Origin of the sequence: Streptomyces sp. WAC07094, from assembly GCF_036320405.1 — a bacterium.
Taxonomy (GTDB): Bacteria; Actinomycetota; Actinomycetes; order Streptomycetales; family Streptomycetaceae; genus Streptomyces; species Streptomyces lannensis.
Genome location: NZ_JAVMJZ010000001.1, coordinates 7,117,539 through 7,144,029 on the forward strand (window position 1 = coordinate 7,117,539; position 26,491 = coordinate 7,144,029).

30 protein-coding genes, 1 pseudogene and 1 riboswitch are annotated in these 26,491 nt (G+C 70.7%); of the genes and pseudogenes, 13 read left to right on the plus strand and 18 right to left on the minus strand.

From position 1 onward, the window contains the following. Window positions 1-5 precede the first annotated feature (5 nt). Genes RCR19_RS31685 through RCR19_RS31695 form a run of 3 tightly spaced genes read right to left on the minus strand, consistent with a single transcriptional unit; the run spans window position 6 to window position 4,325 of the window. Complete coding sequence (locus RCR19_RS31685; protein ID WP_331268219.1) at window positions 6-896, minus strand: LLM class F420-dependent oxidoreductase; 891 nt, start codon at window positions 894-896, stop codon at window positions 6-8. Window positions 897-940: 44 nt separating this feature from the next. Then, a complete protein-coding gene (locus RCR19_RS31690; RefSeq protein ID WP_331268220.1) occupies window positions 941-3,508 on the minus strand; it encodes an FtsX-like permease family protein in 2,568 nt (855 codons plus the stop codon). A gap of 7 nt (window positions 3,509-3,515) precedes the next feature. Continuing rightward, the gene (locus RCR19_RS31695; protein ID WP_331268221.1) at window positions 3,516-4,325 is read right to left on the minus strand and encodes an ABC transporter ATP-binding protein; all 810 of its coding nucleotides are present in this window, start codon (window positions 4,323-4,325) and stop codon (window positions 3,516-3,518) included. A 214-nt stretch (window positions 4,326-4,539) separates the two neighbouring features. Between RCR19_RS31695 and RCR19_RS31700 the strand changes: the two genes are divergently transcribed. Both RCR19_RS31700 and RCR19_RS31705 read left to right on the plus strand, forming a co-directional pair. After that, window positions 4,540-4,794, plus strand: coding sequence for a toxin-antitoxin system HicB family antitoxin (locus tag RCR19_RS31700; RefSeq protein WP_059126695.1), 255 nt, complete (start codon window positions 4,540-4,542; stop codon window positions 4,792-4,794). Between the two features lie 4 nt (window positions 4,795-4,798). Continuing rightward, entirely contained in the window at window positions 4,799-5,173 is a 375-nt protein-coding gene (locus RCR19_RS31705; protein ID WP_331268222.1) for a fic family toxin-antitoxin system, toxin component, read from the plus strand. Here RCR19_RS31705 and RCR19_RS31710 read toward each other — a convergent pair whose 3' ends face one another. From RCR19_RS31710 to bioB, 4 genes are all read right to left on the minus strand, one after another. After that, complete coding sequence (locus RCR19_RS31710; RefSeq protein WP_331268223.1) at window positions 5,174-5,833, minus strand: class I SAM-dependent methyltransferase; 660 nt, start codon at window positions 5,831-5,833, stop codon at window positions 5,174-5,176. 141 nt (window positions 5,834-5,974) lie between these two features. Further along, window positions 5,975-6,691 (minus strand): dethiobiotin synthase, encoded by a 717-nt coding sequence (gene bioD / locus RCR19_RS31715; protein ID WP_331268224.1) that lies wholly within the window; start codon window positions 6,689-6,691, stop codon window positions 5,975-5,977. Between the two features lies 1 nt (window position 6,692). Beyond that, complete coding sequence (locus tag RCR19_RS31720; protein ID WP_331268225.1) at window positions 6,693-7,973, minus strand: adenosylmethionine--8-amino-7-oxononanoate transaminase; 1,281 nt, start codon at window positions 7,971-7,973, stop codon at window positions 6,693-6,695. After that, entirely contained in the window at window positions 7,966-9,153 is a 1,188-nt protein-coding gene (gene bioB / locus RCR19_RS31725; protein WP_331268226.1) for a biotin synthase BioB, read from the minus strand. The genes RCR19_RS31720 and bioB overlap by 8 nt, the downstream gene beginning before the upstream one ends. A gap of 147 nt (window positions 9,154-9,300) precedes the next feature. On the opposite strand from bioB, the gene RCR19_RS31730 reads away from it, so the two are divergent. After that, entirely contained in the window at window positions 9,301-10,428 is a 1,128-nt protein-coding gene (locus RCR19_RS31730) for an 8-amino-7-oxononanoate synthase (protein ID WP_331268227.1), read from the plus strand. A gap of 143 nt (window positions 10,429-10,571) precedes the next feature. On the opposite strand, the gene RCR19_RS31735 is transcribed toward RCR19_RS31730, so the two are convergent. Together RCR19_RS31735 and RCR19_RS31740 are read right to left on the minus strand one after the other, a co-directional pair. Further along, window positions 10,572-10,796 carry a DUF397 domain-containing protein gene (locus tag RCR19_RS31735; RefSeq protein ID WP_059126702.1) on the minus strand — a complete coding sequence of 75 codons (225 nt, stop codon included), beginning with the start codon at window positions 10,794-10,796 and terminating at the stop codon, window positions 10,572-10,574. Between the two features lie 9 nt (window positions 10,797-10,805). Then, on the minus strand, window positions 10,806-11,666 hold the full coding sequence (locus RCR19_RS31740; protein WP_220294970.1) for a helix-turn-helix transcriptional regulator: 861 nt from the start codon (window positions 11,664-11,666) through the stop codon (window positions 10,806-10,808). 249 nt (window positions 11,667-11,915) lie between these two features. On the opposite strand from RCR19_RS31740, the gene RCR19_RS31745 reads away from it, so the two are divergent. After that, window positions 11,916-12,374 (plus strand): ATP-binding protein, encoded by a 459-nt coding sequence (locus RCR19_RS31745; RefSeq protein ID WP_331268228.1) that lies wholly within the window; start codon window positions 11,916-11,918, stop codon window positions 12,372-12,374. Window positions 12,375-12,427: 53 nt separating this feature from the next. On the opposite strand, the gene RCR19_RS31750 is transcribed toward RCR19_RS31745, so the two are convergent. Further along, window positions 12,428-13,345 (minus strand): LysR family transcriptional regulator, encoded by a 918-nt coding sequence (locus RCR19_RS31750; RefSeq protein ID WP_331268229.1) that lies wholly within the window; start codon window positions 13,343-13,345, stop codon window positions 12,428-12,430. Window positions 13,346-13,452: 107 nt separating this feature from the next. Between RCR19_RS31750 and RCR19_RS31755 the strand changes: the two genes are divergently transcribed. Next, on the plus strand, window positions 13,453-14,082 hold the full coding sequence (locus RCR19_RS31755) for a LysE family translocator (RefSeq protein WP_331268230.1): 630 nt from the start codon (window positions 13,453-13,455) through the stop codon (window positions 14,080-14,082). On the opposite strand, the gene RCR19_RS31760 is transcribed toward RCR19_RS31755, so the two are convergent. The 4 genes from RCR19_RS31760 to RCR19_RS31775 form a co-directional block, all read right to left on the minus strand. After that, window positions 14,021-14,557 (minus strand): DUF6328 family protein, encoded by a 537-nt coding sequence (locus tag RCR19_RS31760; protein WP_331268231.1) that lies wholly within the window; start codon window positions 14,555-14,557, stop codon window positions 14,021-14,023. The genes RCR19_RS31755 and RCR19_RS31760 overlap by 62 nt on opposite strands. A 79-nt stretch (window positions 14,558-14,636) precedes the next feature. Beyond that, on the minus strand, window positions 14,637-15,110 hold the full coding sequence (locus tag RCR19_RS31765) for a C40 family peptidase (RefSeq protein WP_331268232.1): 474 nt from the start codon (window positions 15,108-15,110) through the stop codon (window positions 14,637-14,639). A gap of 3 nt (window positions 15,111-15,113) precedes the next feature. Beyond that, window positions 15,114-15,311, minus strand: a riboswitch (cyclic di-AMP (ydaO/yuaA leader). A gap of 371 nt (window positions 15,312-15,682) precedes the next feature. Beyond that, the gene (locus RCR19_RS31770; RefSeq protein WP_115974934.1) at window positions 15,683-15,988 is read right to left on the minus strand and encodes a hypothetical protein; all 306 of its coding nucleotides are present in this window, start codon (window positions 15,986-15,988) and stop codon (window positions 15,683-15,685) included. Window positions 15,989-15,995: 7 nt separating this feature from the next. Then, window positions 15,996-16,631 (minus strand): ATP-dependent Clp protease proteolytic subunit, encoded by a 636-nt coding sequence (locus tag RCR19_RS31775; RefSeq protein WP_331268233.1) that lies wholly within the window; start codon window positions 16,629-16,631, stop codon window positions 15,996-15,998. A gap of 227 nt (window positions 16,632-16,858) precedes the next feature. Between RCR19_RS31775 and RCR19_RS31780 the strand changes: the two genes are divergently transcribed. From RCR19_RS31780 to RCR19_RS31815, 8 genes are all read left to right on the plus strand, one after another. Beyond that, the gene (locus tag RCR19_RS31780; RefSeq protein ID WP_059126709.1) at window positions 16,859-17,134 is read left to right on the plus strand and encodes a type II toxin-antitoxin system Phd/YefM family antitoxin; all 276 of its coding nucleotides are present in this window, start codon (window positions 16,859-16,861) and stop codon (window positions 17,132-17,134) included. A 398-nt stretch (window positions 17,135-17,532) separates the two neighbouring features. Further along, window positions 17,533-17,835: an urease subunit gamma gene (locus tag RCR19_RS31785; protein WP_059126710.1), complete on the plus strand. Its 303-nt coding sequence runs from the start codon at window positions 17,533-17,535 to the stop codon at window positions 17,833-17,835. Window positions 17,836-17,848: 13 nt separating this feature from the next. Then, complete coding sequence (locus RCR19_RS31790; protein WP_220294977.1) at window positions 17,849-18,160, plus strand: urease subunit beta; 312 nt, start codon at window positions 17,849-17,851, stop codon at window positions 18,158-18,160. Continuing rightward, the gene (locus tag RCR19_RS31795; protein ID WP_331268234.1) at window positions 18,153-19,874 is read left to right on the plus strand and encodes an urease subunit alpha; all 1,722 of its coding nucleotides are present in this window, start codon (window positions 18,153-18,155) and stop codon (window positions 19,872-19,874) included. Before RCR19_RS31790 ends, RCR19_RS31795 begins: the two co-directional genes overlap by 8 nt. Further along, entirely contained in the window at window positions 19,874-20,548 is a 675-nt protein-coding gene (locus tag RCR19_RS31800) for an urease accessory UreF family protein (RefSeq protein WP_331268235.1), read from the plus strand. Before RCR19_RS31795 ends, RCR19_RS31800 begins: the two co-directional genes overlap by 1 nt. Window positions 20,549-20,646: 98 nt before the next feature. After that, entirely contained in the window at window positions 20,647-21,324 is a 678-nt protein-coding gene (ureG, locus tag RCR19_RS31805) for an urease accessory protein UreG (RefSeq protein ID WP_331268236.1), read from the plus strand. Next, window positions 21,312-22,076 (plus strand): urease accessory protein UreD, encoded by a 765-nt coding sequence (locus RCR19_RS31810; protein ID WP_331268237.1) that lies wholly within the window; start codon window positions 21,312-21,314, stop codon window positions 22,074-22,076. The genes ureG and RCR19_RS31810 overlap by 13 nt, the downstream gene beginning before the upstream one ends. A 138-nt stretch (window positions 22,077-22,214) precedes the next feature. Then, window positions 22,215-23,813 (plus strand): alpha/beta hydrolase, encoded by a 1,599-nt coding sequence (locus tag RCR19_RS31815; protein ID WP_331268238.1) that lies wholly within the window; start codon window positions 22,215-22,217, stop codon window positions 23,811-23,813. A gap of 87 nt (window positions 23,814-23,900) precedes the next feature. Here the strand turns inward: RCR19_RS31815 and RCR19_RS31820 are convergent. The 4 genes and pseudogenes from RCR19_RS31820 to RCR19_RS31835 form a co-directional block, all read right to left on the minus strand. Next, window positions 23,901-24,233, minus strand: a pseudogene (locus RCR19_RS31820) (transglycosylase SLT domain-containing protein); the annotation flags it as partial. Window positions 24,234-24,247: 14 nt separating this feature from the next. Further along, window positions 24,248-24,742, minus strand: a complete 495-nt coding sequence (locus RCR19_RS31825) for a LysM domain-containing protein (RefSeq protein ID WP_331268239.1) — start codon at window positions 24,740-24,742, stop codon at window positions 24,248-24,250. A gap of 517 nt (window positions 24,743-25,259) precedes the next feature. Beyond that, window positions 25,260-25,985 carry a lysophospholipid acyltransferase family protein gene (locus RCR19_RS31830; RefSeq protein WP_331269608.1) on the minus strand — a complete coding sequence of 242 codons (726 nt, stop codon included), beginning with the start codon at window positions 25,983-25,985 and terminating at the stop codon, window positions 25,260-25,262. 231 nt (window positions 25,986-26,216) lie between these two features. After that, on the minus strand, window positions 26,217-26,408 hold the full coding sequence (locus RCR19_RS31835; protein ID WP_059126719.1) for a hypothetical protein: 192 nt from the start codon (window positions 26,406-26,408) through the stop codon (window positions 26,217-26,219). Window positions 26,409-26,491: the final 83 nt, after the last annotated feature.

Here is a 26,491-nt window from a genome sequence, read left to right on the forward strand (position 1 = left end):
GACGGCTACTTTCCGCGCAGGGACTCGATCACCGGCGCGAACGCCTCCATGCAAGGCTCCAGAACCGTGAAATACGAGAACCCGAAGCGTTCGCGCTGGGTCCGCACCCGCTCGACGATCTCCTCCAGGGGGCCGGCCAGGACGACGGGCAGCGCCAGAGCCTCCTCGAGGGTCAGGTCGGGGTTGCGCTCCAGCAGCGGACGGACCACGCCCGCAGGGTCGTCGGTGACGGCCACCAGCTGGATGAGCAGATTGAGTTCGGCGGGCTCCTGGCGGCCGGCCGCCAGCCGCCGGTACAGGGCGACGCGCGCGTCGAGCTCCTCGGCCGAGAGCGGTGCCAGGCGTCCCGTCGTGCTCCCCGCGACCGGGCGCGCCCCGGTGAACGCCGCGATGTCGGCGTGCTCCGCGGTGATCCGCAGCATTCGGTCTCCGTTGGCACCGATCAGCAGTGGCACGCGCGGCTTCTGCACCGGTCGCGGAAGATGCGTCCCCGCGCCGAGCAGTTCGTCCAGCTCGCGCACCGTCCGGTGCAGATGATCCACACGCTCGCCGGGCGAACCGTAGGGCAGTGCGGCCTCCTCGTGCTCCGACTGCACGTAACCGGTGCCGAGACCCAGCTCGAGGCGGCCGCCCGTCAGTGCGTCCGCCGTCGCCACCTCCCGGGCCAGCAGCGCCGGATTCCAGAACCCAGCGTTGAGCACGAACGTGCCGACCCTGGGGCGCTCGGTGGCATCCGCGGCCGCCACCAGGGCGGGGAACGGCGCCGGCAGGCCGAGATGGTCCGGGACCAGGATCACGTCGTAGCCCAGCTGCTCGGCCCGACGGCACTTGGCGCGCCACTCACCCGCCGGTGCGGGCTCGAGCAGGTTGACGCCGAAGCGGAACGGACGCGGCATGAACTCTCCTCAGCGGGACGCGACTTGAGTACGTGCCGAGTACATCATTCGTGTGCGATCGCCGCCAGCACATTCATGCGCGACGCGCGCAGGGCGGGCAGCAGCGCCGCGACCACACCCACGACCGCCGATCCCACGACCACGGCGACGATCGTGCCCCACGGGATCTCCAGGGCCTCCATCCCCTGCAACGCGAGCACCTGCTGGGTGCACACACCCCACACGAGCCCCAGCGCCAGTCCGAGCACGGCACCGAACACGGCGATCACCACCGACTCCAGCCGGATCATCCGCCGCAGCTGCCTGCGGGCGAGCCCGATCGCGCGCAGCAGTCCGATCTCGCGGGTGCGCTCGACGACCGACAGGGCAAGGGTGTTGACGACCCCGAGCACCGCGATGACGATCGCCAGGCCGAGCAGGGCGTAGACGAGATAGAGCAGCACGGCGATCTGGTCGTGCACCAGCTTCTTGTAGTCGGCCTGGTCGCGGACCTGGACCTGGGGGTACGGGTCGAGGGTCCTCTCCAGCCGGGAGCGCAACTCGTCCTTGGGGGTGCCGGGAGCGGCATTGACGTACAGGCCCGAGTCCTGCCCGTCCGGAACGTACTTCTGGAGCGTCGCCATCCCGAAGTAGAGCCCGCCCTGGGTGCCGAAGCCGCCGGATCCGCCCTGGTCGGTGAGCGCACCGACCCTGAGATCGGCGCGCCGCCCCGCCGGGAACGTGACGGGGATCGTGCTGCCGACACGGACACCGTGACTCGACGCGAACTTCCTGTCCATCGCGAGGGACCCGTCCGCGAGCGCGGCGGCGGTGTCGCCCCGGGTGTAGGCGATGTGGGCGACGTCGTCGAGCCGCGGGTCGTAGCCGGCGGCCGTCGACTCGACGCGCCTGCCGTCCGGCAGCCGCACGGCGACGGGCGTGAATCGCTGGCGCACCACGAGTCCCACGCCCTCCGTGGCGCGGACCCGTGCGGTGATCTCCTGCGGGAAGGGCTGGAAGTTGCTGTTCTGCACCACGAAGTCGGCGCCCAGCGTCTTGTCGATCTGCTGGTCGAACGACGTGGACATGGATGCGCTGGCCACCGACATCCCGCCCACCAGCGCGAGTCCCACCATCAGCGCCGACGCGGTGGCGCCGGTGCGCCGCGGGTTGCGCAGGGCGTTGCGCTGGCTCATCCGTCCCACCGAACCGAACAGGGCCGGGAAGGCGCCGCCCAGCACACGGATCACCGGTCGCACGAGCAGCGGTCCCGCGATGACGGTCGCGACGAGGGTGAGGACGACCCCCAGTCCCAGCAGGGAGGCCGCGGGCGCGGTCTTCGTCGCCCGGGCGCACCCCGCCAGCGCGGCCGCACCGAGCGCGCCGACGACCGCCCCCGCCACGGCGCGCAGTTTGAGCGGCCGGCCGACGCCCGCGACCTCGGCGTCGGCGAGGGCCGCCATGGGGGACACGCCCGCCGCGCGCCGCGCCGGGAGGTAGGCGGCCACGAAGGTCACCCCGACCCCGACCACATACGCGGCGACCGGGGTCGTCCAGCCGATCACCATCTCGGTGGACTTCAGATTCATGCCGAACGCGCTCATCAGCCGGATCAGCGCGGCAGCGAGCCCGATGCCCGCGGCCAGCCCCAGCGTGGAGCCGACCACGCCGAGCAGCAGCGCCTCCGTGAGCACCGACCGGCGCACCTGCCGCCGGTCGGCGCCCAGGGCGCGCAGCAGTCCCAGTTCGCGGGTGCGCTGGGCGATGAGCATGGAGAACGTGTTGACGATGAGGAACACGCCCACGAGCACCGCGATGCCGGCGAACCCCAGCATCACGTACTTGATCACGTCCAGGAACGCACCGAGTTGGTCGGTGTCGGACTTGGCCTGTTCGCTCGCGGTCTTCACGTCGTAGGCGGGGGAGCCGAGCCGGTTCGCGATCCGTTGCTTGAGCCGGGCGTCGCCGACGCCGGGCGCCGCGTCGACCGCGATGCTCGTGGCCGCATCGGGACTGCCCAGCAGCCTGCTCTGGGCGGTCGGGGTGTCCAGGAAGACCAGGGCGGCGCCGGGATTGGTGGTCGTGAAGGTGGCGATGCCGACGACCCGCACCCTGAACGAGCCGGGCCGGGCCAGGATCGTGAGCGTGTCGCCGATCGCCACGTGCTTGTGCCGGGCGGTGTCGGCGTCCAGGAGTGCCTCGCCGGGGCCCTGCGGCGCATGTCCGGAGGTGAGTTCGACCGGGCTGCGCTCGGTGACGTACCAGTTCTTGGCGATGGTGGGGGCGCCGGTCGTGGGTCCCACCGGGTCGTTCCTGCTGTCGACGACCGTGAGGTTGGTGACGGAGGCGTCCACATGGGTAGCGGCGACGCCGTCGACCCCGGCGATCCGCGCGGCGAGCGAGGCGGGAAGCGTCGGCGTCACCCCGGACGGGATCTGCGAGGTCAGATCCTCCTTGGGACTCACCGTCACGTCGGCCGCCGTGGAGGCGAACAGCCGGTCGAACGTCCGGGTGACCGTGTCCGAGAAGATCAGGCTGCCGGCGACGAACGCCACGGACAGGACGATGGCGAGCGCCGAGAGCGCGAGCCGTCCCTTGTGCGCGAGGAAGCTGCGCAGAGTCGCCTTGAGCACGGCGGAATCAGTCCCCGGGGCCGGACGCGTCGCCGAAGGCCGCCCGGATCGTGTCGAACCGCTTCATCCGTTCGAGCACCGCCTCCGCCGTGGGCCGCTCCATCTCGTCCACGATCCGCCCGTCCGCCAGGAAGAGCACGAGGTCGGAGTGGGCGGCCGCGCCGGGGTCGTGCGTGACCATGACGACGGTCTGCCCCAGTGCGTCCACCGCCTCCCGAAGAAAGCCGAGCACCTCCAGCCCGGCTCGGGAGTCGAGGTTGCCCGTCGGCTCGTCCGCGAAGATCAGTTCGGGGCGTGAGGCGAGTGCCCTTGCGCAGGCGACACGCTGCTGCTGCCCGCCCGACAGCTGTGCCGGGCGGTGTGTCAGCCGGTCCCGCAGCCCCAGTGTGTCGATCACCTGGTCCAGCCACTTCGGGTCGGGCTTCTGACCCGCGATGTCCATGGGGAGCGTGATGTTCTCGGCCGCGTTCAGGGTGGGGATCAGATTGAACGACTGGAACATGAACCCGATCCGGTCCCGGCGCAGTCGTGTCAGCTCGCGGTCCTTCAGCCCGGTGATCTCGGTGTCGCCCAGCCACACCTGTCCGGCCGAGACGGTGTCGAGCCCGGCCAGGCAGTGCATCAGCGTGGACTTCCCCGATCCCGAGGGGCCCATGACGGCGGTGAAGCGGCCGCGGGCGATGTCCACGTCGACCGCGTCGAGGGCGAGCACCGTCGTCTCGCCCGAACCGTACGCCTTCGTCAGGCCCCGGGCGCGAGCGGCGGTGCCGTCCGCCTCCGGGCGGCCCCGGGCGTGCTCGGCAGCAGCAGTGGACAAGACCGCCTCCTCGTTGGTGGACGTCCCCACGTTCCGGTCTCCCTCTCCGCAGAGCGTAGTGTGACGCGGCGCACACCCGGTATCCCCCCGAAGTCCAGACGCCTCTCCACCGAAGGTCGTGCCCCTGAGGCCGGTGTAAGGGGCACCTTCCACCCTGCGGTGGAGACCCGCCGCCCCCTTGCCGGTGCTAGCACGGTCGCGCTAGCGTCGAGGTATGGCGAAGACCCAGCTGAACGTGCGGGTGGACGAGGACACCGCCCGAGCCGCCCGTGAGCGTGCCCTGGAGCGCGGCATGAGCGTCAACCGGTACATAGAGGAGCTGGTCCGGCAGGACACCGGAGAGGCCGGCCATACGTTCGTCGAGGCCGCCGCCGACTTCATGAAGCAGTACGAGTCGGTCTTCGCGGAGGAGTTCGGCGCCGCCCAGGGTGAGAGTTCGGGCGCGCACCGGAGCGAAGGTCGTCACTGAACCGTTGAACGACCTCTCCATCGACCTCGCCTGGCTGCTGATGGTCGCAGAACAGAAGACACCGGGCGACCCGCAGGTCACCGACTGGGGCGCGCTGGTCGCCGCGGTGAGCCGGCACGACGCGGAGATATTCGGCGTCCCGGTCTACGACGGCCCCTACGCGCGCGCCGCCGCCCTCCTCCAACTCCTGCTGCATGTCCCGGCGCTGGAGCGGTCCAACGCACTGTTCGCCTCCGCCGTCGCCTACGGCTATCTGGTGGCCAGCGGCGTCAAGGTCGTCACCTCTGCGGAACAGGTGCGCGACCTCGCCCGGCTGGTCAAGGGCGGTGAGGCGTCGGTGCACGACATCGCGCGGGAACTGCGCCAGTGGAGCCTTTGACTACTCGGCGCCGGGCCGCCGTGCCGTGCCCAGGACGCAGTACGAGGAAGGCAGCCGGGGCCCCTTCTCCGGAACCAGCACCTGGCGGTAGGGGCCCGGTTCGAAGCCGGCCGACCTGATCGCGGCGATCGGGTCCCGGCCGACGTGGCAGTTGCCGAAGAGCCGCGGCCACACGGTGCGGTCCAGCGCTTGCTGGGTCACCTTCATCATGCGCCCGCCGCCCCGGCCGTGTTCGAAGAACCGCAGCTCCCCACCCGGACGCAGCACCCGCCGTATCTCGGTCAGCGCACGCGCGAGATCCCGCACGCTGCACAGCACCAGCGAGGCGACGGCGGCGTCGAAGGCCTCGCTCTTGACCGGCAGGGCCTCCGCGGCGCCGGGCACCACGTCCACCGGCACGTCGGCGCGCAGGGCCGCGGTCGCCGCCAACTGCCTCAGCGCACGCTCCGGTTCGATGGCGACCACCTCGGACACGGTGCGCGGGTAGTGCGCGAAGTTCAGACCGTTGCCCGCGCCGATCTCGATCACCCGCCCCGACAGACCGGCGAGGAGTTCGTCCCGGTGCGGGCCGACGGTGCGTTCGGCAGCCACGCTGCAGCGGGCGTAGAAGCGTGCGAACAGCGGGTGGTGAACGATGTCCTGGGCTGCGCGAGGCGGCATGACGGGCCTCCCGGAGGGCGGGCGATACCGGGATTCTCCCCCGGACACACCGGGCACACGCCCGCCTGTTCCCGCGGCGAAGGGTGAACCATTGCCGTGTCGCGCCCGCCGCCAGGTGGCGCGACACGAACGCCGGCCACGCTACGACGCGAACTCCGAGGTGAACGCGCCCGCGTCCCATGTCCCGCTCAGTCGCGGTGCCAGCCACCCCGGTGCCGCGGCGCGGAAACCGGCCGGCGGATGCGCCCCCGCTCCGGCGGGCAGCGCACCGAGCAGGGGTGACTCCGTGACCACGGGCAGGTCCGCGAGATTGCACCGTGAGGCGAGATCGGCCGCGACGGGCCAGCTGCCGATGACCACGCCCGCCAGCTCGAGGCCCCGCTGCCGCAGTTCACGTGCCGTCAGCTCGGTGGAGTTCAGTGTGCCGAGGCCCGCCGCAGCGACCACGAGCACCGGAGCCGCCAGCAGCCGGGCCGCGTCCGCCAGGGTTCCGCCCTCGTCGTCGAACCGCACCAGCAGTCCGCCGGCCCCCTCGACGAGCACGAGGTCGTGCCCGGCGGCCAGTTCGGAGGCCGCCTCGGCCACGTCGTGCGGCCGCACGGCCCGCATGCCCGCCCGTCGTGCCGCGGTGGCCGGGGCCAACGGCTCCGGAAAGCGCGCCAGTTCCCGGGTCGTCACGGCGCCGGCGAGCCGGGCCACCTCGTCGGCGTCCCCGCGTTCGTCGGGCCGTACCCCCGTCTGCGCGGGCTTGAGGACGGCCACCGACCGGCCCGCGGCGACGGCGGCCGCGGCGACGGCAGCCGTCGTCACGGTCTTGCCGACCTCGGTGCCGGTCCCCGTGATCACCAGTACCGACATCTCAGCCCTCCCGTGCCGCCGCGCACATTCCGCGCGCGATCCGTGCCACGTCCGCATCCCCCGTGACATAGGGCGGCATCGTGTAGACGAGGTCGCGGAACGGGCGCAGCCAGACGCCCTCCCGCACCGCCGCCCGGGTGGCGGCCGCCATGTCCACCTCGTGGTCGAGCTGTACGACCCCGATGGCGCCGAGGATCCGCACGTCACGCACGCCCGGGACCGCCGCCGCCTCCGCGAGCCCCTCCGTGAGACCGGTCTCGATCCGTTTGACCTCCGCGTGCCAGTCCTGGCCGAGCAGCAGTTCGATCGAGGCACAGGCCACCGCGGCCGCCAACGGGTTTCCCATGAAGGTGGGCCCGTGCGCGAGCACCGGCACCTCTCCCCGGGAGATCCCGTCGGCCACGCGCGGGGTGCACAGCGTCGCCGCCAGGGTCAGGTAGCCGCCGGTCAGGGCCTTGCCCACGCACATCACGTCCGGGGTCACCGCCGCATGGTCCGCGGCGAACAGCGCGCCCGTGCGGCCGAACCCGGTGGCGATCTCGTCGAACACCAGCAGGACGTCGTGCGCGTCGCACGCCTCGCGCAGCACCCGCAGATAGGCGGGGGAGTGGAACCGCATGCCCCCGGCGCCCTGCACCACGGGCTCGACGATCACCGCGGCCAGTTCGTCGGCGTGACGGGCGATCATGTCGCGCAACAGGTCGGCGTAGGACTCCTCGTAGGCGGCCGGCGGTGCCTCGGCGAAGAGCTGCTGCGGCAGGACGCCCCGCCACAGCTCGTGCATCCCGCCCTCGGGGTCGCACACGGACATCGGGTGCCAGGTGTCGCCGTGGTAGCCGCCCCGCCAGGTCATCAACCGCTGCTTGGCGGGGCGGCCGAGCGAACGCCAGTACTGCAGGCACATCTTGACCGCGACCTCGACCGAGACGGATCCGGAGTCCGCGAGGAAGACGTGCTCGAGACCGTCGGGCGACATGTCGACAAGGAGCTTCGCCAGCCGGACGGCGGGCTCATGGGTGAGCCCGCCGAACATCACATGGCTCATCCGCGTCAGCTGTTCGTGCACGGCCTCGTTCAGCACCGGGTGGTTGTAGCCGTGGATGGCCGACCACCACGACGACATGCCGTCGACCAGTTCGCCGGAGCCGTCGGCCAGACGCAGGCGCACTCCGCTAGCCGACTCCACGACGAGCGGCTCCTGCCGGCCGGGCATGGGACCGTACGGGTGCCAGACGTGCTGCCGGTCGATCGCCAGCAGCTCGTCCACGGACAGGTCAGGCATTGGGTGCGAGATCCGTTCCGGCGCCCCGGCGGCGGACGGCGACGAGATCGGTGCGGGGCTCGCCGGCCTGCGGCGCCGAGTCGGAAGCACCGGCGACACCGTCCTCGTGGGCCCCGCACCCCGTGCCTTCGTGGGCTCCGCATCCGGCGCCGCCGTGGGACCCGCAGCCACCGGGCAGACGGTGCTCGGGCAGCGTCAGCCGGTCAGTGTCCTCCACCTCGAACCCGGCGTCCGCGATCATCTCCAGATCGGCCCGGCCCGCCTGGCCCTCGCTGGTCAGGTAGTCGCCCAGGAAGACGGAGTTGGCCAGGTGCAGGGCGAGCGGCTGGAGCGTGCGGAGATGGACCTCGCGCCCTCCCGCGATACGCACCTCCACATCGGGGCACACGAACCGCACCATCGCGAGGATCCGCAGACACCGCTGCGGGGTGAGGTTCCACTCCTTGGCGAGCGGGGTGCCCTCGAAGGGGATCAGGAAGTTCACCGGAACGGAGTCGGGGTCCAGTTCCCGCAGTGCGAAGACCACGTCGACCAGGTCCTCGTCGCTCTCGCCCATACCGGCGATCAGCCCCGAGCAGGCCGACAGGCCGGCGGCGTGGGCCTTGTTGACCGTGTCGACACGGTCGGCGTAGGTGTGGGTGGTGGTGATGCCCCCGTACGTCGCCTCGGACGTGTTGAGGTTGTGGTTGTAGGCGTCGGCGCCGGCCGAGCGCAGCCGTTCGGCCTGGCCGTCGGAGAGCAGGCCGAGGCAGGCGCACACCTCGACGCCCTCGTTCTGCTCCTTGATCGTCCTGATGGTGTCGGAGACCCGGTCCACGTCCCGGTCGGTGGGCCCGCGGCCGCTCGCCACCAGGCACACCCGTTTGGCCCCGCCCGCGACACCGGCCGCCGCGGCCCGGGAGGCCTCGTCGGGCTTGAGCCAGGTGTACTTGAGGATCCCGGCCTGCGAACCGAGCCGCTGGGAACAGTAGGAGCAGTCCTCGGGGCACAGACCGGACTTGAGGTTGACGAGATAGTTGAGTTTCACCCGCCGGCCGAACCAGTGACGGCGCACCTTGCCGGCCGCGGCCACCACATCGAGCACGTCGTCGTCGGAAGTGGCGAGGACGGCCAGAGCCTCCTCGCGGGTCGGCGTCTCGCGCCGCAACCCCTTGTCCACCAGCGTGTTCAGCAGGTCCATGGAAGCCGATCCTGTCCTACCCGAGGGGTCCGGGCCAAGGAGACTTCGCACAACAGACTCCGTTCGACGTGTGGGTATTGCCACACCCTGGGCGGCTGGTCGTCCCGCTAGTGTCTGTGCACTGCCTACAAAAGACCCGGAGGACCCATGGCGTTCGGCTGGATCGACGACCAGGCCCGGGCACGCCGCCGGGCGGGACTCGTGCGCACGCTGCGCCCCCGCGCCGCCGACTCCCCGCTCCTCGACCTGGCGAGCAACGACTACCTGGGTCTGGCACGCCACCCGGAGACCACCGGGGCGGCGGCGGAGGCGGCCCGGGTGTGGGGCGGCGGCTCGACCGGCTCCCGGCTCGTCACCGGAACCACCGAACTGCACGGCGATCTGGAGCGCGAGCTCGCGGAGTTCTGCGGTTTCGAGTCGGCTCTTGTCTTCTCCTCCGGATATGCCGCCAACCTCGCGGCGGTCACCGCACTCGCGCCGCACGGTTCCCTGATCGTCTCCGACGCGGGCAACCACGCCTCGCTCATCGACGGCTGCCGACTCGCGCGGGGCACCACCCAGGTCGTCGCGCACGCCGATCCCCAGGCGACCCGTAAGGCACTGGACACCCACCGCGGGCCTGCCGTCGCGGTGTCCGACACCGTTTTCTCGGTCGACGGCGACGCGGCTCCCCTGGCCGAACTGGCGTCTGTCTGCCGTGAGTTCGAAGCCGGTTTGATCGTCGACGACGCCCATGGACTCGGGGTGCTCGGTGCCGGCGGACGGGGTGCCGCGCACGCGGCGGGCCTCGCGGGCGCACCCGACGTGGTGGTGACCGTGACCCTGTCGAAGTCGCTGGGCAGTCAGGGCGGCGCCGTCCTGGGGCCCGCGCGGGTGATCGACCATCTGGTCAACGCGGCCCGGACGTTCATCTTCGACACCGGGCTCGCCCCGGCCGCGGCGGGCGCGGCGCTCGCGGCGCTGCGCCTGCTGGGCCGCGAGCCCGAGCGTGCACAGCGGGCCCGCGCGGTGGCGGCGACGCTGTACGCACGCCTCGCGGCCGAGGGCCATGAGGCGGTGCGGCCGGACGCCGCCGTGGTCTCCGTGCGGGCGCCCTCGCCCGAACTGGCCCTACGGTGGGCGGCGGACTGCCGCTCGGCGGGGCTCGCCGTCGGCTGTTTCCGCCCACCGTCGGTGCCCGACGGGATTTCACGGCTGCGACTGACCGCTCGCGCCGACCTCACCGATGAGCAGGTCGAGCGCGCCGTACGTGTGATCGGCGAGACGCGGCCGTGAGTCGGCGAAACGGCCGTGCGTCGCGTGTCGTACGGGTGGTGCGCCGGGAGTCGTACGCAGTCGTGAGGGAGAAATCGCTACGGAAGTGACTCGGAAATCAGCGGAAAATTGGCTGATATATGACCGAGTTGCTTCGAAGGTGATCAACTCAGTCCGGTCAGAAACTCCTCCCAGGCGTCGGGGGTGAACAGCAGGGCGGGGCCGGTCACGTTCTTCGAGTCGCGCACGGCCACAAGTCCGGTCCAGCGCCCGGCGGTCGGCCGCGCGGTCTCCACGCAGTTGTTCATTCCCGTACTCCGGCTGCTGCGCAGCCATCGCACGCCGTGCAGGGAGGTACTGGCGTCGATGTGCCGAGGCAGTGCTGACATGGTGCCTCCTTATGCTTCGCCGGCCAACGCGGCGATGTAATCCAACGAGTCCTCGGGTGAAAGGGCGTGGATCTGAAGGGCGTCGAAGGCCTCGCTGTAGGCCTGGAGGTCTTCTTTCCGCTCGAGGTAGAGGCTACTCGTCAAGTGGTCGAGAACGACGACATCCAGATCAGATCTGCTCGGAAATGAGAAGATTACGAAAGGACCGGTGACCCCGATGTGCGCGCCGGCGGCGAACGGCAGGACCTGTAGCCGCACCTGCGGCAGTCGGGCGGCGTCCCGGAGCCGCCGCAACTGGTGTGCCATCACCTGCGGCCCCCCGACCACCCGGCGCAGCACCGCCTCGTCCAGCACGGCGGACAGTTCGAGCGGGGGATCCGCCCGCAGTACGTCCTGGCGGGCCAGCCGCACCTCCACCAGGGTGTCCAGTTCCGCATCCTGAAGCGCGCCCACGGCGGCCCGGGTGACGGCGCGCGCGTATTCGGGCGTCTGCAGCAGCCCCGGCACCACGGAGGTCTCCAGCGTGCGCATCCCGCTCGCCTGCGACTCCAGGCTGATGAAGTCGCGGTAGGTCGGCGGCAGCACTCCGCGGTACGCGTGCCACCAGTTCTGCCGCCCGCCGCCGTCCTCGGAGCCGGCCAGTACGAGCAGCAGTTCGCGCAGCTCGGGGTCCTCGGCGCCGTACGCGTCCAGCAGCAGACGCACGTCGGTCGGTTTCACACCGCTGGAACCCGTCTCGATCCGGCTCACCTTCGACTGGTGCCAGCCGACGAGAGACGCGGCCTCACCACTCGTGAGCCCCGCCCCGGTCCGCAGGGCACGTAATTCGGTACCGAGTTTGCGACGACGCACCGCTGGTCCGTACTGCACGGCCGACTCCCTCCGCATGGCGCGCGGTTTTCACGGCGACGGTAGAGGATGCGCCCGACACTCACCCAAATACGGTCGGTCGTCGGAGAGTTCACCGCTTCGGGCGACAGATATATGCATATCTCGAGGGATCGCACCCGATGGGGCCCTGGTGATGGCAGTGTGGCGCGCAGCACCAAGTCCGGGACCGTTACTGAACCAACCGCTCCGTGTCGGACTCCGGTCCCGAGGGAAAGGGACGACGTCGCCATGGCAGACCATCAGGAAGCATCCGTCACTCTGCCGAGCGATCCCGCCTCGGTCTCCGCCGCCCGACAATATGTTTCGAACGTCCTCGCCGAATGGGGACTGCCGAGCGACACGGAAGTCGCCGACACCGTACGCCTCATCGTCTCCGAACTCGCCACCAACGCGGTGCAGCACACCCTCGGTCAGTCCCCCACGTTCACGGTCGACATCGTGCTCGACCGGGACGAATTGCTGCGCATCGGGGTCACCGACAGCCATCCGCGCTTCCCCAAGCGACTGCCCGCGGCCGTGCAGCAGGACAACGGCCGCGGCATGGTGATCATCCGCTGGCTGACCGCGGAGCACGGCGGCAGACTGACCGTGCGGCCCACCCGCGAGGGAGGCAAGACGGTGGCGATCGAACTGCCGTGGGCCGCACCGGTGCAGTCGGTCACGGCCGTCGGCCAGCAGGAACCTTGAAGCGGTGGTGGGCCGTGCCCGGACCGGACCGCAGGGCCCGACGCGGCACCTCCTCAGACATGCCGGGCAGCGCGGCCGAAGGCGCCGCGCAACAGCGCCCGGAAGGCGTCGGCCGCGGGTGCCGCCTCGTCGGTGCGGTAGACGACCGAGATCGTACGGCGCAGGGTGCCCGGTTCCAGGTGACGCGACCCCACCGGTGTCGCCGCGGTCCTGGCCACCATCTCCGGCACCACCGCCACCCCGAGTCCCGCACTGACCAGGGCGCACACCACGGCGTATCCGGGTGTCTCCACCACCACCGACGGCGTGGCTCCGGCAGCGGCGAGGGCGGCCTCCACGCCCTGCCTGGCCGGGTGCCGGGGCGCCATGCTGATCAGCGGCTGCCCGGCGAGCTCGGCGGGCGGCAGCCGTGAGGCGTCCGCGGTGAGTGCGTGGCCGGGGCTCGTGACCAGCACCAGCTCTTCCACCAGTACCGGTTCCAGGGACACCGAGGCCGGCAGCGGCACGGGTTCGGCGGGCTCGTAGGTGTGCGTGAGTGCCAGATCGATGTCGCCCGCCGCGACGGCGTGCACCCCGGTCGGCGGGTCGTAGTCCGCGACCGCCAGTTCGACGTCCGGATAGGCCCGGCGGAAGGCGCTCAGCGCCGGCGGCAGCAGATGGATTCCCGCGGTGGGGAAGGTGCCGAGCCGTAGCATGCCACCCGCGAGGCCCGCCAGGCGTGCCAGTTCGTGCCGCGCCCGCTCCAGTTCGTCCAGTACACGTCGGGCCCGCACCACCAGCACCTCGCCCGCGCCGGTCAGCCGCGTGCCGCGGGCGTGGCGTACCAGCAGCGCCGTTCCCGCGTCGCGTTCCAGTTTGGTCAGCTGCTGGGAGAGCGCGGGCGCGGTGTAGCCGAGCCGCTCGGCGGCCCGGGTGATCGAACCGGCCTCGGCCACCGCCACCAGCGCCGCGAGCCGGGTCGGGTCGTACACGTGCGCCCCTTGGGTTCCATGGATCGACGAGACCAAAGAAATGCTTAAGGCAGACCCAGGATATTCCATATACCTGCTGAAGGCTCACTCCCGGCAGGGTGGTGCGCATGGACACACAGCTCGTCGCCTTCACCGGGGTCGCCGCAGCCATGGTCACCATGCCGGGTGCCGACTTCACCGTCGTCGTGCGCAACGCCTTGATCTCCCGGCGGGCCGGGGTCGCGTGCGCCCTGGGGATCGCGGCCGGGTTGCTCATCCACACCACGCTTGCGGTCGCCGGGGTCGCGACGGTGCTGGTGGCCGTGCCCGGGCTGTTCCGCACCCTCCAACTGCTCGGCGGGGCCTACGTCCTGTATCTGGGTGTGCGGGCGCTGGGTGCGGCGAGGCGCCCGCGTCGCGCCGCCGCGCCGCAGCAGTCGGAACAGGAGGCATCTTCGGGGCGGCCCCTGTGGCAGGGGTTCGTGACCAACGCCCTCAACCCGAAGGCCTCCCTCACGTTCTTGAGCCTGCTGCCGCAGTTCGTGCCCGCGGGCAGCCCCGCGCTTCCCCGGACCCTGGAGCTCGCGCTGATCGTCCTTGTGCTCGCCCTGGTGTGGTTCCCGGTCGTGGCGCTGCTGGTCGACAGGCTCGGCAGGTGGCTGCGCAGCCCTCGCACGGCACGAGCGCTGGAGGCGGTCACCGGGAGTGCTCTGACCGCTCTGGGCCTGCTGCTCGTTCTGGAGCCGTTGCTGATCTGACGACGGCCCGCTGGACCAGCCGGGGCAGGATCCGCCACAGCCCGGCGCAGACCGCGAAGGTGCCCGCGGCGGCCGCGACACCGGCGGCGCGGCCGAGGGACACATCCACCACCAGCAGCACCGACCCGGTGAACGCGAGCGTGAGGACCACCAGTCCCGCTGCGGCCAGACGGGACGAGATCCGCACGATGGCCTGCTTGGCGTGCTGCTGGAACAGCGTGCGGTGCAGCGCGGCGGGTGCCATGAACAGCGCCGCGGCCAGCATGGAGAGCAGGAGGGTGCAGACGTATGTGGTGCGCTGGGCGGTGTCGAGGGACGGGAAGCGCTGGGTGAAGGCCAGGGTGAGCAGGAAGGCGAAGAGGATCTGCACGCCCGTCTGGATGACGCGCAGTTCCTGCAGCAGCTCGGCGAAGTTCCGATCGGCGCGCTCCAGCGGCGTCTCGTTCCGTTCGTCGTGAGGGGATCGGTCGGCCATGGTCAACGAGTAACCGCTCCGGACCGCCTCACGCGCGGGTGGGGTGGCGGCGTGTCGCGCCGCCACCCCACCGGACGGGTCAGCCGACCCGGCCGTACCAGACGCGCTTCGTCCAGAGCTTCTGGAGCCTCACGACGTCACCGGTCTTCGGTGAATGCCAGATCCTTCCCTTCCCGGCGTAGATGCCGACGTGGTAGACGTTCCGACCCGAGTGGAAGAACACCAGGTCTCCGGCCCTGCGCCGGGAGGCGGAGATGTGGTGCGTCCTGTTGTACTGTGCCGCGGCCGTGCGGGGCAGCTTCTTGCCCGCCTTCTTGAACGCGTACAGCGTGAGCCCCGAGCAGTCGAAGCGACGTGGCCCGGTGGCGCCGTACTGGTACGGGGCGCCCCTCTTCGCCGCCGCGACCTGGAGAGCCTTCGTCGCCAGGGAAGCGGCGGCCGCGTCGGCGCTGAGACCGGGGACGGTGATGCTGCCGCCGACGGCGGCGAGGGTGAGGGCCGAGGCGGTGCCGGCCCGGGTCAACAGCGACGGGACACGATTGAGCGCAGTCATGCGCAACCCTTCGTCAGCCGCCTGTGAAGGATGACCTGTCGGATTCGGGCTGGCGAAGTAGCCCGGCCGCTCACGCGGCTTCACCCCAAGGACCGTCCGGATCTCTCTCGGACGGCCCGCCTTGCCGGGTCCTCCACTCCTGCCGATCCACTCCTGTCGACCGGTCGTCCGGGCGGCGGCAGGACTCGGCGTCCGCCCGGACCGCCCCGCCGCGGGTGGCGGGGGCTTGTCGTCAGGAAGGGATCTTCACGTACAGGCGTCGGAAAATCACAACGAAATCGGGGGTTTGTGGGTTTACTCACCACTCACTCGTTCGGCTGGACAGCCGCGTGACCGGGGGCCGTTGGGGGGATGCGTGAGGCCCCGACCTGCACCGGAGCGTCTCATGCCGCCCTGAGGCCACGCGCGTTGTCCATCTTCACGGGCTCTCCGAAGGAGGCGCTCCTACTCCAACCAGGGGTACACCATTTGGTTCGTTTGAACCGCGCGTGGACGGTCGGTGTCCCCCAGAGCACCGCGCGGCGGCCCCCATCGCCGCAACTCACCCTTGACCGCGCGACGGTCACGCTCCGTCAGTCCGCGCCGGGCGGCACCGCGATGCGGGCGGCGCGGCGTTCACCGTCCAGAACCCGCAGCGCCCGGGTGAGAGTGGGGCCGTGCAACTCGTTCTCCCCTCTCTGGTGCATGAGTGCGAGTGCCTCCCGCAGTGCCGACGCCTTGCTCACCAGGGCCTGGGCGGCCCGCAGTCCGCGGTAGGTGTCACCGGAGTGCACCGGGTTGATGCGGCCGAGGAGATCGACCACATCGAGGTAACGGTCGATCAACTCGGCCTCGGCACGGGTGAGTGCGGGCAACGGGGGAAGTTCGGGGGGCAGCATCGGCCGCTCACCTCGCGCCGGGCGCGGTGCGGGACGCCTTGCGGCTCGCGATGATGCCGTCGATCAGTCCGTACTCCACGGCCGCCGGCGCGTCGAAGATCTTGTCCCGCTCGATGTCCGCCGCGATGCGCTCGGGGCTTCGGCCGGTGTGCCGTACGAGCATGTCCTCCAGTTGATTGCGGGTACGCGTCAACTCTGCGGCCTGGATGGCCAGATCGGTGGCCTGCCCCTGGACAGGCTCGGGCAGGGACGGCTGGTGGATCAGGATCCGCGCGCCCGGCAGTGCGAACCGCTTGCCGGGCGTGCCTCCCGCGAGCAGTACCGCCGCCGCGGACGCGGCCTGGCCGAGGCAGACGGTCTCCACGTCACAACTGACGTACTGCATCGTGTCGTAGACGGCGGTCATCGCACTGAACGAGCCGCCGGGGGAGTTGATGTACAGCGAGATGTCCCGGTCCGGGTCCAGGTACTCGAGGTGCATGAACTGCGCCATCACATCGCTGGCCGAGATGTCGTCGACCGGCGCCCCCAGGAACACGATCCGCTCGTCCAGCAGCTTTGCGTACGGATCGAGGGTCCGCTGCCCATAACCGGTGCGTTCGGTGAACTCGGGCAGGACTGAGCGGGCGGTCGGTCGGTTCATGGCACGCGCCTCCTCGGGATCGCTTCTGTAAAAAATGTACAGGACGTACGTGTCCGAGGGGGGAAAGCATGCTGAGAGCGAAACGGCGCCGCCGCGGGATCCGGGGGCGGGCCGCCCGGCCTTCACGCCTGCGGCCGGACGGGGCACCGGGCAGGTGTCCCCCTCGGGGCAGAACGGGATCTTCCGTCGGGAGGGGCCGGTCAGGACCTCCGTCTAAGCTGGACCACATGGCCTACGAGATTTCGGTGACGCAAGCCAGGGCTGAACTCGCCGATCTGATCAACCGTGTGGTGTACGGCGGCGAGCGTGTCGTCGTGACGCGGCACGGCAAGCCTCTCGTCGCCCTGGTCTCCGCCGCCGACCTGGAGCGGCTCGCCGCACTGGACGCCGAGGAGGAGCAGGTGATCACCTCGGTCTCCAGCGTCCGTGAGGTCTCCTCGGCCCCGCGCGAGCGGCATCGCTTCGGTATCGCCGCCGAGCACCGGGGGCACAGCGCGTCCTGACGGCGTACCGGTGAGGGCGCCGGGGTGCCGGCATCCGGTGCCCGCGCAAGCCGCCGGGGCGGGGTGGATGCGGTCGGCGGTGCGGCCCCATGTCGCGCCGACGGCCGTCGTGCGGTATACGGTCCGGCCTTCGCACCCTCGTTCGATGCGATTGCGGATTCCGGAGCGGCCGGGATCGGCTCCCGGACCCGACGGCCGCAAAGACGCCAGAGCGCCCTTCACGGGCGCGGGCTGCCTTACGGGGACGGGCGCTCGTGGGCGGGGCGGGATCGCAGCTCGGTTAACGTCGTGGAAACCCGGTCCAACTAACGTGCCCCTCCACACCGTCAGGGGCTCTGCCCCATGGCCGCGGCAGCCGGGCCCCGCCGGGTCCGAAGCGAGGACTGTGAGGTGGGACATTGCAACTGACCCCGCACGAGCAAGAGAGGCTGCTGATCCATGTGGCCGCCGACGTGGCCGAGAAGCGCCGGGCCCGGGGGCTGAAGCTCAACCACCCCGAGGCGGTCGCGCTCATCACGTCGCACATCCTGGAAGGCGCCCGTGACGGCCGAACGGTCGCCGAGCTCATGGCATCCGGGCGCAAGCTGCTCACCCGTGACGACGTGATGGCGGGCATCCCGGAGATGGTCCACGACGTCCAGGTGGAGGCCACCTTCCCCGACGGCACCAAGCTCGTCACCGTCCACGACCCGATCGTGTGAGCAGGGAGCGGCCATGATTCCCGGAGAGATCCTGTTCGCCGACGAGCCCGTGCTCTGCAACGCGGGCCTCGACGTCACCCGGCTCACCGTCCTCAACGCCGCCGACCGGCCCGTCCAGGTCGGATCCCACTATCACTTCGCCGAGGCCAACCCCGGCCTGGAGTTCGACCGCGCCGCCGCGCACGGCAGACGGCTGAACATCGCGGCCGGGACCGCGGTGCGCTTCGAGCCCGGAATCCCCGTCGACGTGGAACTCGTCCCGATCAGGGGCGCCCGTGTGGTGCCCGGCCTGCGCGGAGAGACCGGAGGTGCCCTCGATGCCTGAGATCTCGCGTGCCGCGTACGCCGATCTGTTCGGGCCGACGACGGGGGACCGCATCCGGCTCGCCGACACCGATCTGATCGTCGAGATCGAGGAGGACCGCTCGGGCGGGCCCGGACTCGCCGGGGACGAGGCCGTGTTCGGCGGCGGCAAGGTCATCCGTGAGTCCATGGGGCAGTCGCGCGCCACGCGTGCGGACGGGACCCCGGACACCGTGGTCACGGGTGCCGTCGTCATCGACCACTGGGGGATCGTCAAGGCCGACATCGGCATCCGCGACGGCCGGATCAGCGCCATCGGCAAGGCCGGTAATCCGGACACCATGGACGGAGTGCACCCGGACCTGGTGATCGGCCCCGAGACGGAGATCATCGCGGGCAACGGGCGGATCGTCACGGCCGGCGCCGTCGACGCCCATGTCCATTTCATCTGCCCGCAGGTGGCGGAAGAGGCGCTGGCCTCGGGCATCACCACACTCGTCGGCGGCGGCACCGGACCCGCCGAGGGCTCGAAGGCGACCACGGTCACTCCCGGTCCCTGGCATCTGGCCCGGATGATGGAGGCGATGGAGCAGTACCCGGTCAACCTCGGTCTCCTCGGCAAGGGCAACACCGTCTCGCACGAGGCGATGCTCTCCCAGATCCGCGGCGGCGCGCTCGGGCTGAAACTGCACGAGGACTGGGGCTCCACACCGGCCGTCATCGACGCCGCCCTGACCGTCGCCGAGCGCACCGGCGTCCAGGTGGCCATCCACACCGACACGCTCAACGAGGCCGGTTTCGTGGGCGACACCCTCGCGGCCGTCAACGGGCGCGGCATACACGCGTACCACACGGAGGGGGCGGGCGGCGGCCACGCTCCGGACATCATGACCGTGGTGTCCGAGCCGCACGTGCTGCCCAGTTCGACGAACCCGACCCGTCCGTTCACCGTCAACACGGCGGAGGAGCACCTCGACATGCTGATGGTGTGCCACCACCTCAATCCTGCGGTGCCGGAGGACCTGGCGTTCGCCGAATCCAGGATCCGTCCGTCCACGATCGGCGCGGAGGACATCCTTCACGATCTGGGCGCGATCTCGATCATCTCCTCCGACTCCCAGGCCATGGGCCGGGTCGGTGAGGTGATCATGCGGACCTGGCAGACGGCTCATGTGATGAAGCGACGGCGCGGCGCGCTCCCGGGTGACGACCGCGCGGACAACCGCCGGGTGCGTCGCTATGTCGCCAAATACACCATCAACCCGGCGCTCGCGCAGGGCCTCGCCCATCAGATCGGTTCCGTCGAGACCGGTAAGCTCGCCGACCTCGTTCTGTGGGAGCCGGCGTTCTTCGGCGTCAAGCCCCACCTCGTCATCAAGGGCGGCCAGATCGCCTACGCCCAGATGGGCGACGCCAACGCGTCCATCCCCACGCCTCAGCCGATCCTGCCGCGGCCGATGTACGGGGCGATCGGGCGGGCTCCGGCGTCGAACTCGGTCAACTTCGTGGCACCGTCGGCGATCGAGGACGGACTGCCCGAACGGCTCACGCTGGGCAAGAAGTTCGTGGCCATCGAGTCGACACGGCGGGTCACCAAGGCGGACATGCGCGAGAACGACGCACGTCCGCACGTGCGGGTCGACCCGGACAGCTTCGCCGTACACATCGACGGCGAGCTGGTCCAGGCGGTGCCCGCCGCCGAACTTCCCATGGCCCAGCGGTACTTCCTCTTCTGATGACCAGGGCAGCGCTTCTCGTCCTGGCCGACGGCCGCTTCCCCGCCGGCGGGCACGCGCACTCCGGCGGGGCGGAGGCGGCCGTGCGCGCCGGGCGGGTCACCGGGGCGGCGAGTCTGGAGGAGTTCTGCAGAGGCCGTCTGCACACGACCGGGCTGGTGTCGGCAGCGCTGGCCGCGGCGGCCGCACTCGGCGCGGACCCCGTCGTCCTGGACGCGGCCGCGGACGCCCGGTCCCCGTCGCCCGCCCTGCGTGCCGCCGCACGCAGGCTGGGACGACAGCTGCTGCGGGCCGCCCGGCCGGCCTGGCCCGCCACGGAACTGGACGCGCTGGCGAGGGAGTTCCCCAAGGGGGCGCACCAACCCGTCGTGCTGGGGCTGGTGGCGCGTGCCGCCGGGCTCGGGGCGGCCGACGCGGCGCACTGTGCGGCGTACGAGTGCGTCGGCGGACCGGCAACCGCGACGGTGCGGTTGCTCAGCCTGGATCCCTTCGAGGCCACGGCCGTGCTGGCGCGGCTTGCGCCCGAGGTGGACCGGGTCGCCGACCAGGCGGTACGAGCCGCGCACCGGATGCTGGACCAAGGGGCCGACGCCCTGCCTGCGGCATCCGCCCCGCTCCTCGAGATCGGCGCCGAAGCGCATGCCGCGTGGCCTGTACGTCTGTTCGCGTCCTGACCCGGACTCTGCCCCCGACCTTCACCGACCTTGCCGTTCCGCCTCCGGGCGCCGGACGGCCGATGCCGGCCGACCCCGGCTGAACAGGAGCAGCAACCATGCACCTCGACCATCTGCACGACGGCCCGGCGGCCGTCGGCGCCGACGCCCGACGGCCGGACGGCACCCGCCGTGCCCTGCGGATCGGGCTCGGCGGCCCGGTGGGTTCGGGCAAGACGGCGACCGTCGCAGCACTGTGCCGCGCCCTGCGCGACGAAGTGGCGCTCGGCGTCGTCACCAACGACATCTACACCCGGGAGGACGCCGCCTTCCTGCTGCGTGAGGCCGTACTGCCGCCCGAGCGCATCACCGCCGTCGAGACGGGGGCCTGCCCGCACACCGCCATCCGGGACGACATCTCCGCCAACCTCGAGGCCGTCGAGGACCTGGAGGACGACACCGGCCCGCTCGATCTCGTCCTGGTCGAGTCCGGCGGCGACAACCTCACGGCCACGTTCTCCAAGGGGCTCGTCGACGCCCAGATCTTCGTCATCGACGTCGCGGGCGGGGACGACATTCCGCGCAAGGGCGGTCCCGGGGTCACCACGGCCGATCTGCTCGTCGTCAACAAGACCGACCTCGCACCCTACGTCGGCTCCGACCTCGCCCGGATGGCCGCCGACGCGAAGGCTCAGCGGGCGCAGCTGCCGGTCGTGTTCCAGTCGCTGCGCACCGAGGCGGGCGTCACCGCCGTCGCCGACTGGGTGCGGACGCGGCTGGCCGCATGGACGGCGTGAGCACGGGGGTCCGGGCCGCCGCGCGGATCGTGGCCCGGGGGGACGGGCGGGGCGGCACATCCCTGCCGGTGCTCGAAGGCGAGGGGCCGCTCGCGGTGCGCCGTACCCGGGCGAGCGGGGAGGAGGCGCGCGTCCTGCTCGTCGGTGCGATGAGCGGACCGCTCGGCGGCGACCGCTTCACGGTCGAGGCGAAGGCGGCGGACGGCGCCCGGCTGCGCCTCGGCTCGTCGGCCGCCACCATCGCCCTGCCCGGGCAGACCAAGGAGGAGGCCCGCTACGAGGTCCGTCTGGACGTGGCCGCGGGGGCGGAGCTGCACTGGCTGCCGGAGCAGCTGATCTCGGCGCGAGGAAGTGGGCTGACCGTCACCACACGTATTCGGCTCGCCGCGGGCGCTCGTCTCGTGTACCGCGAGGAACAGGTCCTCGGCCGCTTCGGCGAGGAACCGGGGCGGCTCACCAGCCGGCTCGCCGTACGTCTGGACGGGCGGCCGCTGCTCGACCAGGAGCTGTCCTGCGGGCCCGGCGCCCCGGGCGGATGGGACGGTCCGGCCGTGCTGGCCGGCCATCGGGCCCTCGGTCAACTCCTCGTGGTTCGCCCGGAGTTCGTGGGCGCACCGGTCGCGGCGAGGCCGCTCGGCGAGTGCGCCGCGCTGTGCCCGCTCGCCGGTCCCGCCGCGCTCGTCACCGCGGTCGCGCCCGACGCGCTGCGCCTGCGACATGTCCTGGACGGCGCGTTGCGTGACCTGAGTTGAGTCCTCTTCTCCGCTCAACGGAGAGTGACATACCGCTTATCGGATTGGCAAAGAAAGTCAAGCGCCCCCTGTTCTCAGGTACCTCACAGACGGAAGGATCCCCGTACCCATAGGAAATCTTGGAGGGGGAGGTCCCACTTGAGGGGATTCAGACCGACGCGACGGGTCACCGCGCTCGCTTCCGCGGGGGCGCTCGTCACGGCGACGCTGATAGCCGGGGCCGTGGCGGCACCGTCGGCCACCGCCGACACGCGCCACGGCCAGGACCGGGAGGCACGCGGCGCCGCGATCGCCGCGGCGCGTGCGGCCAGGGCCGGGATCGACTGGACGGACTGTCCGGCCGACTGGGGTCTGGTGAAGCCCATCCAGTGCGGTTGGGTCACCGTTCCACTCGACTACGCCCACCCGGACGGCAAGCAGATCAAGCTCGCGGTCGACCGTATCGGGAACACGGGCACCAAGCAGGAGCGCCAGGGCGCCCTCGTCTACAACCCGGGCGGGCCCGGCGGCTCGGGGCTGCGCTTCCCCACCCGGGTGACCGGCAAGAACCCGGTCTGGGCCAACGTGGCGAAGGCCTACGACTTCGTCGGCTTCGACCCGCGCGGTGTCGGCCACTCGGCGCCCATCTCGTGCGCGGACCCGCAGGAGTTCGTCAAGGCGCCCAAGGCCGACCCGGTCCCCGACACCGAGGCGGACAAGTCGGCGCAGCGCAAGCTCGCCCGTGAGTACGCGCAGGGATGCCTCGAGCGCACCGGCCGCGCGATGCTGCAGCAGATGACCACGCCCAACACGGTGCGCGACCTCGATGTCATCCGTGCCGGGCTGGGCGAGAAGAAGATCAACTACCTGGGCGTCTCCTACGGTACGTACATCGGCGCCGTCTACGGCACGATGTTCCCGGGCCACGTCCGCCGCATGATCGTCGACAGCGTGGTGAACCCGTCGCGCGAGAAGATCTGGTACGAGGCCAACCTCGACCAGGACGTCGCGTTCGAGGGCCGCTGGAAGGACTGGGAGGACTGGGTCGCGACGAACGACGCCTCCTTCCACCTGGGCACCACCCGTGCCGCGGTGCAGGCGAAGTGGCTCCAGCTGCGTGCCACGGCGAAGAAGCATCCGATCGGCGGCGTCGTCGGCCCGGCCGAGCTGATCTCCTTCTTCCAGAGCGCCCCGTACTACGACTCCTCCTGGGTGCCGGTCGCGACCGTCTTCAGCCAGTACGTCGCCGGTGACACCCAGGCGCTCGTCGACGCGGCCGCGCCCGACCTGTCGGACACGGCGGGCAACATCTCCGCGGAGAACGGCAACGCGGTCTACACGGCCGTCGAGTGCACCGACGCCAAGTGGCCCACGAGCTGGCAGAAGTGGGACCGGGACAACAGCCGGCTGCACAAGGACTACCCGTTCATGACGTGGGCCAACGCCTGGCTGAACCTGCCGTGCGCCACCTGGCCGGTCAAGCAGCAGACCCCGGTGAACGTGAAGACCGGCAAGGGCCTGCCGACCGTACTGATCGTGCAGTCCACGCGTGACGCCGCGACGCCGTTCGACGGCGCGGTCGAGCTGCACCAGCGCTTCAAGGGCTCCCGCCTGATCATCGAGAAGGACGCGGGCTCCCACGGCGTGACCGGTCTGGTCAACCCGTGCATCAACAACCGGGTGGACACCTACCTGCTCACCGGAAGGACGGACGGCTCCGACGTGACGTGCACGCCGCACGCCACCCCGAAGCCGTAACGGGGCAAAGACGCGAGGGGGCGGCCGGATCCCGGCCGCCCCCTCGTCGTACCCCGGGCGATGCCGTCAGGGGCACCGCGGGGAGTGTCAGTAGGGACCGTTGACGTTGTCGATCGAGCCGTAGCGGTGGTACGCGTAGTTGCACGCGGCGGTGATGTTGGCTACCGGGTCGTAGATGTCCCACGAGGTTCCGGCCACGTGGTACGCGTTGAACGTGGGCTGGATCGTCTGCAGCAGGCCCTTGGAGGGGATGCCGGCGGCTGCGTTGGAGTCCCACAGGTTGATGGCCCTGGGGTTGCCGGAGGACTCACGCATGACGTTGCGGTAGATGCCGTTGTAGGACCCCGGGATGCCGTGCTGGGCCATGATGGCCAGCGACTCACGGATCCAGCCGTCCAGGTTGTTGGCGTAGGCCTTGGCCGGGGTGGCGGTCTTCAGGCCTTGGCGGGGGTGGCGGTCTTCGCGGGGGTGGAGGTCGCGCTGTCGCCGGAGTCGGGCGAGGTCGAGCCGTCGGGGAGGGTCAGGACCTGACCGACCGCGAGATGGCGGGGGGACCAGATGTCATTGGCCTCGGCGAGGGCCTCCCAGCCACCCGGCACCTGGTAGGTGCGGGCGATGCGGTACAGCGTGTCGCCCGGCTGGACGGTGTAGGTGGTCGAGGAGGCCTCGGCGGACGAGCCGGAGTCGCCGCCGGACGAGGACAGGTTCAGGACCTGGCCGGGCACGAGGGTGTAGGGGCTGGAGATCTTGTTGGCCTCGGCGAGGGCCTGCCAGCCACCCGCCACGTGCGCGGAGCGGGCGATTCGGTAGAGAGTGTCGCCGTTCTGGACGGTGTGGGTGGGCACGGAGTTCCCGGCCACAGCCTTGGCGGCGGGTGCGGCGTTGGCCTGGACGGTGCTCAGCACGGCCGTGCAGCACAGGGCGAACATGCCGACAACGGTGGTTCGACCCCCGAGTCGCCGGACCCGGGCCTTTCGGTGAGAAGCAGGAATAGGCATGGTGCGGACCTCGTTCTAGCGATTGCCTGTCCGCAGCTGCCGATTCCCGTCGACAAACAGCCCCGCATTTCGGTTAGCGGCGCGCTGCGGCGGTGTCATTCTTAGCCGCCGCAAATTACTAAGCAATTACCCTCCTTACTAAGCAGGCTAGTGGGGACCTGGCAGTGCAGGGCCCCCTTTGCCCTGGGAAATCAGGGCAGTAAGGACCGGATAAAGCACTAGCGAGCTTCGTAAGTGAAGTGCATCACGTTCTACGCAAAGCGGGAATGGGCGTGATTCAGGGAACAGTAATGCCGCTTTCTTGATGTACTTAAGCGGCAGTTCAGTCCAAGGGGCCCCAATGACTTAAATAGCCATTAGTATCGCAATAAGAATTAAAGGCCCAAAACGGACACGCAAACGCCCCCGTTCGCCGTGGGGGCGCGGTGTCCCGGGGTGCGGGCCGCGGTCAGCTCAGCGGCATCCGGGGGAATCTGCCGGCCTTCTGCGCCGTGTCCTCGGCCTCTTCCGCCTTGACCGCGGCTGCGTAGCGGTCGACGTACTCCTGCTCGGAGAGCGACAGGATGGAGTACATGATCTCGTCGGTGACGGCGCGCAGGATGGCCTTCTCGTTCTCCATGCCGGCGTACCGGGAGAAGTCCAGCGGCTTGCCGAAACGGATCACCACCGGGTGGATGTTGGGGATGACCTGTCCGGGCGGCTGTGCCTCGAACGTGCCGATCATCGCGCACGGGATCACGGGGACCCCGGCCTTGAGGGCCATCACCGCGACGCCCACCTTGCCCTTGTAGAGGCGGCCGTCGTGAGAGCGGGTGCCCTCGGGGTAGATGCCCAGCAGCTCGCCCTTGCGCAGCACGCCGAGGCCCTCGCGGATGGCGGCCTGCCCGGCGTCCTTCCCGGAGCGGTCCACCGGGATCTGCCCGGCGCTGCGGAAGAAGGCGGCGGTGAGGCGGCCCTTGATGCCCGGCCCGGTGAAGTACTCGGCCTTCGCGAGGAAGGTGATGCGACGCTTCAGGATCGCGGGCATGAGGAAGTGGTCGGCGAAGGAGAGGTGGTTGCCGGCGACGATGGCCGCGCCGTCCGCCGGTACGTGCTCCAGACCCTCGATGCGCGGCCGGAAGGCCAGCCTCAGCAGGGGTCCCAGAACGACGTACTTGAGCAGGTAGTAGAACAAGGGGTGCTCCTCACTCCAGCGGATCGGCTCCACCGCCGCGTTCTAGCAGCTCAACCGGACTGTCGTGGGGAGTCTAGGGTCAGGTTCGGTCCGCCGGAACCGCGTCGGACCGGACTCGCCCCGTTGGCGATGTTTCTGACGGTCCGACAGCGAGTTCGGCGGGCCGCACACGCTTCGTGCGGCCCGCCGGGGCGGACCGCACGAAGCGTGTGGATGTCGCGGAGCGGGAGGTCACCGGTATTCGTCGTCCCCCTGCTCGAGGGAGAACGTCCTCTCCTCCGTCCGGCGGCCGTCCTGCCGTCGCGCATCCTGCCGGTGCTGACGTTCCTGGCGCTCCTGCTCCTGGGCGCCGAGGGTCTCCTCTGTCATGTCCTTGAGGTGGCCCGATTCATCCGCGTACCGGTCATGTTCCCGATCGGTCATGTCGGCTCACTCCTCGACGAGGTGAGACAGGGGCGCAACTCCGCCCCCGTTCAGCCTGGCACGAGTCGGATTCCCCTGCATAT